This window comes from Kribbella sp. NPDC059898 (genome assembly GCF_042730855.1).
Taxonomy (GTDB): domain Bacteria; phylum Actinomycetota; class Actinomycetes; order Propionibacteriales; family Kribbellaceae; genus Kribbella.
Window position 1 is genome coordinate 357,180 of sequence record NZ_JBHWKR010000004.1, and the last position, 12,164, is coordinate 369,343.

A 12,164-nucleotide genomic window follows, 5' to 3' on the forward strand; every position below is an offset into this window, starting at 1 on the left:
TGCTCTCACGCGCCCGGGGTAGGTTGTGCGACGTGGCCTACTCCATCGCACCTGGTTCGCTGACTCTGTCCCGGTCCGTTCTGGACCGTGCCGCCGACCGCAGGCGGGACAACGACTGGCTGGAGAAGGCGTGGGGCGCCGCTGACACCCAGGTGGTCGCGGTGGCCGGCGACAAGATCCAGGTGACCGACGACCGGACCGCCCTGCGCTTCGTACAGCCGTCTGAGGCACCCGAAGGCCTACGCGTCTTCTTGGGCATCGACCGGGTCTCGGGTGCCGGTATGACGGCAGACGGCCGGGCCGTGTTCGCCGTACTGGTCAAGGACGAGCCAGACGAGTCGTACGCCGGTCTGCGTGAGGTCGGCGGCGTCCTGGACGACCGGGAGGCCGGGGCCGCGGTGCATGTGATCGGACTGGCCAACTGGCACGCCGTGAACACGCACTGCGCCAACTGCGGCGAGCACACCGAGGTGGCGGAGGCCGGCCACGTCCGGCACTGCCCGAACTGCGGTGCATCGCACTTCCCGCGCACGGACCCCGCGATCATCGTGCTGGTCACCGACGACCAGGACCGTGCCCTGCTCGGCCGCAACGAGAAGTGGCCGGAGGGGCAGTACTCCACCCTGGCCGGCTTCGTGGAGCCAGGGGAGTCGCTGGAGGGCGCCGTACGCCGTGAGGTGCTCGAGGAGAGCGGTGTGATCGTGGGGTCGGAGGTCGCGTACGCCGGCAGCCAGCCGTGGCCGTTGCCTGCCAGCCTGATGCTCGGGTTCTACGCGAAGGCGACGAACTTCGACATCGAGGTGGACGGCGACGAGATCTCGGACGCCCGATGGTTCACCCGGGAGGACCTTCGTGCGCTGATCGAATCCGGCACGATGCGCCTCCCGGGCGCCATCTCGATCTCCCGCCGCCTGATCGAAGGCTGGTACGGCGAGAGCCTCGGCTGACTACTTCCCGACGTTCGACCTGGCCGCGGCGACCAGGATCAGGACGCCCTCCCAGTGCTCGATCGAGCCGTCCTTCTCGAGCTGACGGACCTTGACGCCGACGGCAGCGACGTAAGCGCTGTGGCTGGGCCAGTTGGCCTTCGCACTGGGCAGTACGTCGGTCAGCGTGCAGCCGTATGTCAGGAAGCGGTTCTGCACGTGGCTGTCGATGTTGCCGGTCCACACCGTCGGCCGTACGTCGGACTGCGGACACGGGTCCACGGGCGGGGTGTACGACGCCAGGTTGGTCGGGTTGATGTAACCGTCCGGACGCAGCAGCGTGTAGTAGGTGCCGTCCGGCGTCTGGGCGAGCCGGTTGAGACCGTGGTCGCGCAGGATCGTCGAGTGGCCGCTCAGGATGTCCAGAACGAACAGCCGCCCACCTGTCACGCCGTACAGGTACCCGTCGCGCCAAGAGAGCGCGCCGTCCTGTGAACCGGTCGCTCCGCTGAACACAGGCAGCAGGCGCTGCACTGCACCCGTGGCAGGGTCGACAGCGAACACGATGCCGTCAGCCAGGCCCCACACGTTGCCGTCCGGCCCGTCGATGAGCTCGTTGATGCTGGCAGCGCCTGGCACCGGTACGACGTCGGTCAGTACCTGACCCGTAGCCGGATCCACCTTGACCAGGTGCGCCTCGGTGGCCTTCGGGTCGGTGCCCTGGCCGCCCTCGATGCTGGAGCCGAGCCAGACGTCGTTCCCGTCCGGCACGATCGACGCGATCGTCTGATCGGTCACGAGGTTCCGGTAGACCGTGTGGGCTCCGGTCGGTACGTCGTACACGGTCAGGGCGCCGCCGTACTCGCCGTACGCCGGTGTGGTGCCGACGTACACGTGGTCGCCGTCGGGTACTACGGAGACAGGGCGGTTCTGGTGGTCGCTGTCGACGAGGCTGAACAGTTCCTTCGGGTTCGTGGCGCTGTCCGGCTGCGTCGGATCCCAGAGCGAGAGCCTGCCGTACGGGTAGATACCGACGTACATCTTGCCGTGGCCGTCCCACGCCCAGCCCTCCACCTGGCCCTGGCGGGTCGTCACGGTGGACTTGCCCGTGGCTGGGTCGTAGATCGCGGTAGAGCCGTTCAGATAGACGTTGACGAAGACCTTGCCCGTGCTGGGGTCGGCCAGCTCGTGCATGAGCGGCGACGGTACGTACTGGAACGGGGAGCTCCACTGCGCGAGTGTTCCGTCCGCGGGGTTGTAGCGGAACGTTCCGCCGGAGTAGTTCCCCGCCAGGCCGTACAGGACGGGTACGCCGTTCTCTGTGACCCAGCCGTACCCGATAGATGCTCCACGGGTCAGCGTGCGAGCCGGCGTCACCGGGCCGACCGTGTTGGTGTCCAGGTCGTAGTGCGTGAGCTTGAGGGTGTTGTCGGTGAAGTAGACGCCACCCGGGCCGGCCGCGGACACACCACGGGCGGCGATCGGGTAATCCATCACCTGTTGGCCCGTGGTTGCGTCGGTGTACTTGACCTGCTCACCGGTGACCGCGTCCACCACAACCAGGCGACTGCTGGCGTTCGCGAACACCTTCCCGCCCGCGTAGTCCAGGTCGATGAAGTCCTTGGCCGTCGTACCCGGCGGAGTGATGTCCTCGACGGCCTTGGTGGCGACGTCGATCCGGAGCAGCCGGGCGTTCGGCGTGGAGACTCCGACGAACAGCTTGTTGTGGTCGGGGTCGTAGACGGTGGACCGCGCGTACTGCTGCACCGGGTCCAGCGAGCCGTAGTCCGTGACCTCACCGGTGCTCGGGTCGTACTTGAACGCGTGGGCGTTGGGGTACGTCCCGGCGTACACGTTGCCCTCGGGGTCGGCGGTGAGACCGTAGATCTGGGACTGGTCCGGGATGGGCTGTCCCAGGTCGGTCACCTCGCCGGTGACCGGGCTGTAGCGGTAGAGGTGCGCGTTGGCGTACGTACCGAGGTACACGTCGCCGTTCGGCACCACGACGATCGCCCAGCCGCCGGCGGCTCCCGGCAGCGGGACGGTGCGCAGCAGTTCGCGCGAATGCAGGTCGACGACGTTCAGCCGGGCGTTCTCACCGGCGGGTACGGCGTACACGACGTCGCGGCCGTCCGGTGTACGCCCGACGGCGCCCTCCATGATCGTCAGCGAGCTGACCGGGGAGCCGAGGTCCTTGACGACGTCGGTGGACGGCGCGAACGGTTTGACCGCCGGGCCGAGCGGCCAGTTCTCCGAAGGGAAGGGATGCGGCACATCACCCGGCGGGGCCGCCGTGGCGCGCAGCCCACCCAGGGCCAGCAGGCCGAGCACGGCGGCGGAAGTAACTAGGGCATGGCGGAGTTGTCGGCGCGAGAACATGGGCGGACTCCCTGCGACGTGGTTCATCGCAAGGTATAACGGTCATGGCCGTAAAGTCCATAACCCAGGAATTATGGCCTCAGGCCGTAATTACGCGGCGAGCTTCTCCGCAACCTGGGCGAGCGACGGGTTCGTCATCGCGGTGCCGTCCGGGAAGACCACGGTGGGCACCGTCTGGTTGCCGTTGTTGATCTTCTCGACGAGCTCCGCGGCCCCCGGGACCTGCTCGATGTCGACCTCGGTGAACTCGATGCCGGCCCGGTTCAGCTGGCCCTTCAGGCGGTGGCAGTAGCCACACCACGGCGTCGAGTACATCGTGAAAGCGGACATCGGCGGACTCCTTCTGAGGTTTCTGTCGGACGACCCGTCTAGGGTTGCCCTCGACGTATTCGAACCATGGTCCAGGTGGTGCTGTTCCCGCATGTCTCAGTCCGTGAGCGACTTCACACGACCGGTCTCCGCCGACGACCTCTTGGAGGCGCTCGATCCGGAGCAGCGGGCGGTCGCGACCGCCCTGCACGGGCCGGTCGTGGTGATGGCCGGCGCGGGCACCGGGAAGACCCGGGCGATCACCCACCGGATCGCGTACGGCGTGCGGACCGGGACGTTCGACCCGGTCCGGGTGCTCGCGGTGACGTTCACCCAGCGCGCAGCGGGGGAGATGCGTGGGCGGCTCGCCCAGCTCGGCGTCCAGGGCGTCCAGGCTCGTACGTTCCACTCCGCGGCGCTGCGGCAGGCACGGTTCTTCTGGCCGAAGGTGTACGGAGGGGAGCTGCCGCCGATCGCGGACCGGAAGTTCCCGCTGCTGACCGAGGCCGCGTCGCGCTGCCGGATCCGCGTCGACACTCCGGCGCTGCGCGACCTCGCCGGTGAGGTCGAGTGGGCCAAGGTGAGCAACGTCCGCCCGGACGACTACGCGAAGGTCGCGCCCCGGTCGGGCCGGACGCTCGCGGCGTTCGACCCGGCGACGATCGCCCGGGTGTTCGCGGCGTACGAGGACGTCAAGATGGAGCGCGGGCGGATCGACCTCGAGGACGTGCTGCTCTGCGCGGTCGCGCTGCTCGCGGAGGACGAGCGGGTGGCGGCGGAGATCCGGCGGCAGTACCGGACGTTCGTCGTGGACGAGTACCAGGACGTCTCGCCGCTGCAGCAGTCGCTGCTCGACCTCTGGCTGGGTGGCCGCGAGGACGTGTGCGTGGTCGGCGACCCGGCCCAGACCATCTACTCCTGGGCGGGCGCCGAGCCGGAGAACCTGGTGCGGTTCGCGTCCCGGCATCCGTCCGCGACGCTGATCAAGCTGGTCCGCGACTACCGGTCGACCCCGCAGATCGTCGACGTGGCGAACAAGATCCTCGACGCGGCCGGCCCGACCGGGCTGCCGGGGCGGGTCACGCTGCGCTCGCAGAAGGACGCCGGCCCGGTGCCGGTCTACCGGGAGTACTCCGACGAGGTCGCGGAGGCGGACGCGGTCGCGCGCGCCGTCGCCCGGCTCCGCGACGAGGGTGTGGCGCTGCGCGACATCGCCGTACTGTTCCGGACCAACGCGCAGTCGGAGAACTTCGAGCAGGCGCTGGCCGAGCGGAAGATCCCGACCGTGCTGAAGGGCGCGGAGCGGTTCTTCGAGCGGGCCGAGATCCGGCAGGCCGCCGTACTGCTGCGCGGGCAGGTGAAGGCCGGCGGGGCCGGGGACGACCTGCTGAGCACGGTGACCGGGGTGCTGGGCGGCGCCGGGTGGACGGCCGAGCCGCCGGCCGGGACCGGCGCGGTGCGGGACCGGTGGGAGTCGCTGAGCGCGCTCGTGACCATGACGTCCGACTTCGCGGCGGCGCACCCGGAGGCGCGGCTGCCCGAGCTGATGGCGGAGCTGGACCGGCGGGCGACGATCCAGCACGCGCCGCTGGCGGAGGGCGTCACGCTGGCAACGCTGCACGCGGCGAAGGGCCTGGAGTGGGAGTGCGTCTTCATCGTCGGCGCGCACGAGGGGACGCTGCCGATCGCGTACGCCCAGACTCCGTCCCAGGTGGAGGAGGAGCGGCGGCTGTTCTACGTCGGTGTCACGCGGGCGAAGCAGCAGCTGTTCGTCAGCTGGTCGACCTCCCGCTCGCCGGGCGGCCGGGGTACTCGCGGCCCGACGCGGTTCCTGGACCCGATCGGCGTCCGTACGGCGCGCACCGAGTGGACGCCGCCCTCGTCGGCCGGCTGGGAGCGCCCGGCGCGGTCGCAGCGCTCCGACCGGCCGATCCCGAAGTGCCGGGTGTGCGGCAAGGGCCTGCTCGAGCCCGGCGCCCGCAAGCTCGGCCGCTGCGAGGACTGCCCGTCGGCGATGGACCAGAAGCTGTACGACGCGCTGATCGAGTGGCGCACCGGACAGGCGGAGTCCGAGAAGATGCCGGCGTTCGTGATCCTCACCGACGCCACGCTCACCGCGATCGCCGAGACCCGGCCCGCCGACGCCCAGGCGCTCCGGCAGATCCCAGGCATCGGGCACACCAAGATCTCGAAGTACGGCGAGCAGATCATCAACCTCTGCACCCGCTGACAAATCTGTTGCCAGGCACAGAGAGCCCGGCGCATGCTGGACGACAGGCCGTGTTCTGCTGCTGGCAGACGTGGCAGTTAGATGACACAGGCAACGATCCCGGAGCGTGCCGGAAACGTTGCGGTCCGCGGTGCGAACCGGTCGCAACAGCCAGATCCGGCCGCCGCGGCGGCAACTTCCGGCCAACTTCGCGAACTGGCGTTAAATAGTTTGCGGGCTCCGATGGGGACGGCGTACTGTTCTTTCTGCGGTCGAAGCCTGGCCGAAAACTTCAAACCACCATAGCGATCGAGCCAACCGCCCGCTTCGCCACAACGAGAGGAGGTGCCCTGGAAATGATTACCAACACGGTCAAGAAGCCGTTCAGCGACGCTGCCGCGCTGCCGTGCGCCCAGATCCCGGGTGCCTCGCCGCGCCTGCACGTCGCGACCGTTGTGCTCATGGCTTCCGGCGCTGCCCAGTTCAAGGGCGGAGCTGTCGGCGATGTGAAGTACGGCGGTTCGGGTTCTCGAGCATGGAGTCCACCGGTCTGACAAGCGTCAGAGCCGGCACCTCCAGGCCGCGGAACCCACCCAAGGGTCCCGCGGCCCTTTTGTTTGTCAGCACAGTTTTGGCGGCTACCAACCGGTAGCCGTCGAGGACGACAAGAGATCAGCATCAAACAGTCACTGGGAGGTGACCGGAATGAGCGTGAGCTTCCTCGATGTCTTCACCGAGGTGGCAACGTCGCAGGACCTGCCCTGTCGGTCCTACGCGCCAGAACTCTTCTTCGCCGAATCGCCGGCGGACGTCGAGTACGCGAAGTCACTCTGCACGACCTGCCCGCTGCAGGCCGAGTGCCTGGCCGGAGCGCTCGAGCGTTCCGAGCCGTGGGGTGTGTGGGGTGGCCAGCTGTTCGTCCAGGGTGTGGTGGTTCCGCGCAAGCGGCCCCGTGGGCGTCCCCGCAAGAGCGACACCGTTACCGCTGCCTGACGACGACAACCCCTACGAAAACGAGTCCGAACGATGACTACCCAGACTTTCACCAGGAGCACCGAAATGCATTTACTTCATGAAGATCTCGCCCGTGCTCATTGTCGTACTTCACTGAAGGACGCAGAGCAGAACCGGCGCTTCCGCCTCGCCCAGAAAGTTGAGCGGGCGCAGAAGCAGGCCGAGCGGGCAGGCCGGCGAGCTGAGAGGGCCAGCGCACGCGCGCGCCTCGCACTCGCCCGCCTCGTCTGATCCACAGAACCATCGCCTGACCAGCACTGAGGGGCGGCACCCAAAGGGGGTGCCGCCCCTCAGCTGTCCAGCCGCAGCTGGAGCAGTCCGATCAGCGTGATCCCGCTGACGATCTCGTGCCGGGCGATCATCCCGGCGAGGTCCGCGACCGGGATCCACTCGATCCGGTCGGACTCGTTCCGCTCGGTCGGCTCACCGACGTACGTCGCGCTCGTCGCCCGGAAGACGAAATGCCGCGAGTCCATGATCCCGGCGGCCGGCTCCGACCGGATCAGCTCGGTCAGCCCGTCGGCCCGCCAGCCGGTCTCCTCCAGCAGTTCGCGCCCGGCCGCGGTCTCCGGGTCCTCCCCGGCCTCGATGATCCCCATCGGGATCTCCCACGCCCAGGTGTCGGTCAGGAACCGGTGCCGCCACATCAGCAGCACGTGGTCGTCGCGCGTGACAACCGCCGCGGCGATGTCCTGCATCCGTACGGCGTGGTAGTCGTACCGCTCACCGTCGGGCTGCTCGACGTCCAGCCGTCGTACGCTCATCCACTGGTTTCCCCAGACTTCACCCTCGCCGTGAACCGTCCATCGCACACGGTGCAGACTAGTGGCATGGCAAGTGCTACCTGTGCGTTGTGTGGTGTTCAGGCGGAGTCGGAGGAGGCGCCGCTGACCTGGGCGACCTCGTTCGAGGACGGCCGCAAGCTCGTGTACTGCGACCGCTGCGCCCGCGAGAACGTCCGCAACATCGAGGGAAAGCTCGACACCGTCTACTGGTGATCAGCATTGGTCGGGTGAAACAACCTCGGGGAGTGTCATCACGGTCTGCACTTCCTGGACAGAAGTTCCTTTCGACGGCATGTCGATGTCGGGTCGCTCCGATCGACGCGCTGAGTGAAGGAACTTCTCGAAAGGACCCGGATCATGACCCTCGCACCCGGACTGGACACCGTGACAGCTGGCAGGCGGCAGTGGATCGCGCTGAGTGTGCTCTGTCTCGCCACCCTGCTCGTCTCGCTGGACCTCTTCGTGATGCTGCTGGCGATCCCGGCCGTCACCGAGGCGCTGCACGCCAGCGGCACTCAGCAGCTGTGGATCCTCGACGTGTACGGGTTCATGGTGGCCGGCCTGATGATCACGATGGGCACCCTCGGCGACCGGCAGGGGCGGCGCCGGCTGCTGCTGATCGCCGCGGCCGTCTTCGGGGTCGCCTCGGTCGTCGCGGCGTACTCCATGAGTCCGGGCATGCTGATCGGCGCCCGCGCGGTGCTCGGGATCGCCGGCGCCGCGATCGCGCCGTGCACGCTGTCGCTGATCTCCACCCTGTTCCCGGATGAGCGGCGGCGGGCGACGGCGCTCGGCGTCTGGGGCGGCTGCTTCACCGTCGGCGCCATCGTGGGCCCGATTGTCGGCGGCGTCCTGCTGAACCACTTCTGGTGGGGGTCGGCGTTCCTGATCGGCGTGCCTGCGATGGTCGTGCTGCTCGCGGTCGGTCCGGTGCTGCTGCCGGAGTACCGCAACGAGCACGCCGGGCGGATCGACGTACCGAGCGTGCTGCTGTCGTTGCTGGCGATCCTGCCGGCCATTCACGGTCTGAAGCGCCTGGCGTCGCACGGGGCCGACCTGCAAGCCGTCGGGGCGCTGGTCGTCGGTGGGGCATTCGGCTGGGTCTTCGTACGGCGGCAGCTGCGCCTGGACGACCCGCTGGTCGACGTGCGGCTGTTCACGCGGCGTACGTTCAGCGTGACGCTCGGGAGCATGACGGCGTACTCGATGCTGTCCGGTGGCGTGATGGTGTTCGTGGCGCAGTACTTCCAGCTGGTCAAGGGGATGACGCCGCTGCAGGCAGGGCTCGCGCTGGTACCGGGGATGGTCACGTCGACCATCGGGTTCCAGCTGGCGCCGCGGCTGGCGCAGCGCATCCGGCCGGGCGTGCTGATTCCGGCGGGGGTCGCGTTCACGGTGATCGGGATGATCGTGGTCAGCCTGACGACGTCGACGACCGTGCTGGTGATCGCGTTCGCGTTCGAGTGCTTCGGGCCGGGCGCGCTGGTCATCCTGGGGACGAACCTGGTGATCGGGTCGGTGCCGCCGGAGAAGGCGGGCTCGGCGGGTGCGCTCACGCAGACCGGGAACGAGTTCGGTTACTCGCTCGGCATCGCGGTCCTGGGTAGCGTGGTGACCGCTGTGTACCGCGGGCGGACCGGCGGCAACTCGCTCGGCGAGACGATCGCCCAGGGCGCCACGGGCGACGTACTGGCCCAGGCTCGCGACGCGTTCACGTCCGGGCTGCACCTCGCCGCCGGCATCACGGCGCTGGTGCTGGCCGGGATGGCCGTCCTGCTGGCTGTCACGCTCCGGGCGCTGCCGGCCCTCAGCCGTCGGTGAAACCGGGCAGGAACTCCTCCAGGACCGACCGGAACGGCGCCTCCGCCTCGAGCTGCGACAGGACGGCGATGCCACCGATCCACACCCGGTGGATCAGCAGGTACGACGGCGGCATGTTGAGGCGCAGGGCGAGCGACGCGTTCGGCGACCGGAAGTCACCGGTCCGGTTCGCCTGCGCGCGCATCCAGGCCCGGCTGAACTGGAACGTCTCCTCCCGGGCCGGCTCCGCGAACGGCGCCAGGTAGTCCATCAGCTGCTCCGGGTCGATCTCCATCCGCGGCTTGATGAACCCCTCGGCCTTCAGCCCGTCCCGGACCGCGACACCGTCGCCCTTCAGCGAGATCCGCAGCAGCCGCCCGATCGCCGGCGGCAGCCCGTCCGGGAGCCGCGCGCAGAGGCCGAAGTCGACCACGCCGAGCCGGCCGTCGGCCAGCACCCGGAAGTTCCCCGGGTGCGGGTCCGAGTGCAGCAGACCGGCGTACTTCGGCCCGCTGAACATGAACCGGACGTACTTCAGCCCGATCGCGTCCCGCTCCTCCTGGGTGCCGTCGCTGATGTACGACGACAGCGGGCGGCCCTCGATCCACTCGGAGACGATCACCGTGGGGGAGTGCTTCACCACCCGCGGGACGACGAACTCCGGGTGGTCCCTGAACGCGTCGGCGTACTGCTGCTGGGCCTGCGCCTCGCGGTCGTAGTCGAGCTCCTCGCCGATCCGCTCCTGGAGCTCCGCGACCAGCGGCTTCACATCCAGGCCGGGGATCAGCGTGCCGATCGTACGGCCGAACCGGCCGAGCTGGCGGAGGTCCGCACGGAGCGCCTCGGCGGCGCCCGGGTACTGCAGCTTGACCGCGACCTCGCGGCCGTCCTTCAGCCGTCCGCGGTGCACCTGGCCGATCGACGCGGCCGCCGCGGGGACCTCGTTGAACTCGTCGAACCGGTCCCGCCAGCGCCTGCCGAGCTCCGCCGACAGGATCTTGTCCACGGTCGCCGCCGGCATCGGCGGGGCGGAGTCCTGCAGCTTGGTCAGGGTGGCCCGGTACGGCGCCGCGAGCTCCTCCGGCATCGCCGACTCCATCAGGCTCAGCATCTGCCCGAACTTCATCGCGCCGCCCTTGAGCTCGCCCAGGACGGCGAACAACTGGTCCGCCGTACGGCGCTGGAACTCGGCCAGCACGGCCTCGGCGGGAGCGCCGCCGATGCGCTTGCCCAGGCCGACCGTTGCCCGCCCGGCGGCGCCGAGCGGCAGGCTGGCGAGTTTCGCGGTCCGGCTCAGCGCCTTACGAGGAAGGTCCGACACTCCTCCATTCTGTCCGGTCGCCCAAGCCGGGACGACGGAGGGGCGGTGCCGGACCCGTGTTGCAGGTCCGGCACCGCCCCTACGACTTGGTGCGTCAGGCCTTGCCGAGGATCCGGTTCAGGTTCGTACCGCACTCGGGGCACTTGGCCTTCGCCATGCGCGTGCCCTTGTCGTTGACCTTGACCTCGCCGTCGGCGGTGCGCTTGGCCTTGCACTTGACGCAGTAAAACTCGCCGCTCCAGGTCTCTGCCATGAGGGCCCTCTCCTTGCTCTGAATTCCAGCCCGGGGTCTTGCCCCGGGCAGTCGTTGGATGCTAGCGGCAGACCGTCCTGCCGTAGGCCGTTCGGCCCAGTCGGGATTCACCCTACGGCCTCCTGGCGCAGGCTCAAGCGCACCGGGTGGCCCGCGCGCCGCCGGAATCCCCCGAGGAAAGCCCTTACCGAAACTTTCGCCGGCACGGAACAGGCTCCCGGTGATCCGCCTCCGCAACGACTCGGCTTCCCCTCCGAGCAGTCCCGGAAGCGGTCCGGGAGCCTGTTGCAGACGACGCTAGGAGGACCTGGCCACCGAGGCAAGCCCAGGTTGTCCACGCCTGTGGATAACTCTGTGGGCAACATGTGGGACGCGCCGCGCGATGCTGTGGACGGGCGGGGGAACACGGTGTGAACAACCGGGATCGACGGGATCAAGATCAGGCGTCTGACCTGCGGAAACGATGATCCACAGGGTGTGCACCGAAGAAAGTTGTCGGATTCGGGGGGTACATTTTTGAGCCATGGCCGACTCCCCACCGCGCCCGATCCCGCCGTACGTCGACATCCGCCGCAGCAAGCGCCGCAAGCGGACGGTCAGCGCCTACCGGGACGGCGAGCGGGTGGTCGTGCTGATGCCCGACCGGCTGTCCGCCGCCGAGGAGGCGCGCTGGGTCGAGACCATGCTGGCGCGGCTCGAGAAGCAGCGCAGCCGATCGCGCGTGTCGGACGAAAAATTGTTGGCCAGAGCACACGAACTCGCGTGTCGCCACCTCCCCGAAGTGCCCGAACCTGCGTCTGTGAGGTGGGTTTCGAACCAAAACAGACGGTGGGGATCCTGCACTCCGGCGGACCGGTCGATCCGGTTGAGCACCCGGCTCCAGTCGATGCCGGGCTGGGTCGTGGACTACGTCCTGGTCCACGAACTGGCCCATCTGATCGAGCCGACGCACAACGCGAACTTCTGGGACCTGGTCCACCGCTACCCGAAGGCGGAGCGTGCCGAGGGGTATCTCGAGGGCGTTTCGGCGGCCGCCTCGCTGGACTTCGAGGACTTCTGACGCCCTCGGCGGACATCCGATCACCGGGTGCGTACGCCGTACGGAAAAGGGGTGGGTGGGGTTTCCCCCAGGGGTGACTCGGGGGCTTCCTGCATGGTCCCGGAGGGT

At 68.8% G+C, this 12,164-nt stretch carries 12 protein-coding genes; 7 read left to right on the top strand and 5 right to left on the bottom strand.

All coding sequences use genetic code 11. The features are described 5' to 3' along the window. Window positions 1–32 precede the first annotated feature (32 nt). Window positions 33–947 carry an NAD(+) diphosphatase gene (gene nudC / locus ACFV9C_RS15755; protein WP_380194143.1) on the top strand — a complete coding sequence of 305 codons (915 nt, stop codon included), beginning with the start codon at window positions 33–35 and terminating at the stop codon, window positions 945–947. Here nudC and ACFV9C_RS15760 read toward each other — a convergent pair whose 3' ends face one another. Both ACFV9C_RS15760 and ACFV9C_RS15765 read right to left on the bottom strand, forming a co-directional pair. Beyond that, the gene (locus ACFV9C_RS15760; protein ID WP_380194144.1) at window positions 948–3,305 is read right to left on the bottom strand and encodes a hypothetical protein; all 2,358 of its coding nucleotides are present in this window, start codon (window positions 3,303–3,305) and stop codon (window positions 948–950) included. Window positions 3,306–3,395: 90 nt separating this feature from the next. Next, window positions 3,396–3,635 (bottom strand): mycoredoxin, encoded by a 240-nt coding sequence (locus ACFV9C_RS15765; RefSeq protein ID WP_380194146.1) that lies wholly within the window; start codon window positions 3,633–3,635, stop codon window positions 3,396–3,398. Window positions 3,636–3,726: 91 nt separating this feature from the next. On the opposite strand from ACFV9C_RS15765, the gene ACFV9C_RS15770 reads away from it, so the two are divergent. From ACFV9C_RS15770 to ACFV9C_RS15780, 3 genes are all read left to right on the top strand, one after another. Further along, window positions 3,727–5,844 carry an ATP-dependent DNA helicase UvrD2 gene (locus ACFV9C_RS15770; protein WP_380194147.1) on the top strand — a complete coding sequence of 706 codons (2,118 nt, stop codon included), beginning with the start codon at window positions 3,727–3,729 and terminating at the stop codon, window positions 5,842–5,844. A 335-nt stretch (window positions 5,845–6,179) separates the two neighbouring features. Continuing rightward, a complete protein-coding gene (locus tag ACFV9C_RS15775) occupies window positions 6,180–6,377 on the top strand; it encodes a hypothetical protein (protein WP_344193297.1) in 198 nt (65 codons plus the stop codon). Between the two features lie 151 nt (window positions 6,378–6,528). Beyond that, entirely contained in the window at window positions 6,529–6,816 is a 288-nt protein-coding gene (locus tag ACFV9C_RS15780) for a WhiB family transcriptional regulator (RefSeq protein ID WP_130383944.1), read from the top strand. Between the two features lie 311 nt (window positions 6,817–7,127). Here ACFV9C_RS15780 and ACFV9C_RS15785 read toward each other — a convergent pair whose 3' ends face one another. Continuing rightward, window positions 7,128–7,601 (bottom strand): NUDIX domain-containing protein, encoded by a 474-nt coding sequence (locus ACFV9C_RS15785; RefSeq protein WP_380194150.1) that lies wholly within the window; start codon window positions 7,599–7,601, stop codon window positions 7,128–7,130. Window positions 7,602–7,667: 66 nt separating this feature from the next. Here ACFV9C_RS15785 and ACFV9C_RS15790 point away from each other — a divergent pair, with 66 nt between their 5' ends. Continuing rightward, window positions 7,668–7,835 (top strand): hypothetical protein, encoded by a 168-nt coding sequence (locus tag ACFV9C_RS15790; protein WP_380194152.1) that lies wholly within the window; start codon window positions 7,668–7,670, stop codon window positions 7,833–7,835. 144 nt (window positions 7,836–7,979) lie between these two features. Beyond that, on the top strand, window positions 7,980–9,443 hold the full coding sequence (locus tag ACFV9C_RS15795; protein ID WP_380194154.1) for an MFS transporter: 1,464 nt from the start codon (window positions 7,980–7,982) through the stop codon (window positions 9,441–9,443). Here ACFV9C_RS15795 and ACFV9C_RS15800 read toward each other — a convergent pair. Together ACFV9C_RS15800 and ACFV9C_RS15805 are read right to left on the bottom strand one after the other, a co-directional pair. Continuing rightward, window positions 9,430–10,743, bottom strand: coding sequence for an ABC1 kinase family protein (locus ACFV9C_RS15800; protein ID WP_380194156.1), 1,314 nt, complete (start codon window positions 10,741–10,743; stop codon window positions 9,430–9,432). The two genes, ACFV9C_RS15795 and ACFV9C_RS15800, sit on opposite strands and share 14 nt — an antisense overlap. 94 nt (window positions 10,744–10,837) lie before the next feature. Continuing rightward, the gene (locus tag ACFV9C_RS15805; RefSeq protein WP_012922897.1) at window positions 10,838–10,996 is read right to left on the bottom strand and encodes a DUF5679 domain-containing protein; all 159 of its coding nucleotides are present in this window, start codon (window positions 10,994–10,996) and stop codon (window positions 10,838–10,840) included. Between the two features lie 523 nt (window positions 10,997–11,519). Here ACFV9C_RS15805 and ACFV9C_RS15810 point away from each other — a divergent pair. Next, on the top strand, window positions 11,520–12,056 hold the full coding sequence (locus ACFV9C_RS15810) for a YgjP-like metallopeptidase domain-containing protein (protein WP_380194158.1): 537 nt from the start codon (window positions 11,520–11,522) through the stop codon (window positions 12,054–12,056). Window positions 12,057–12,164: the final 108 nt, after the last annotated feature.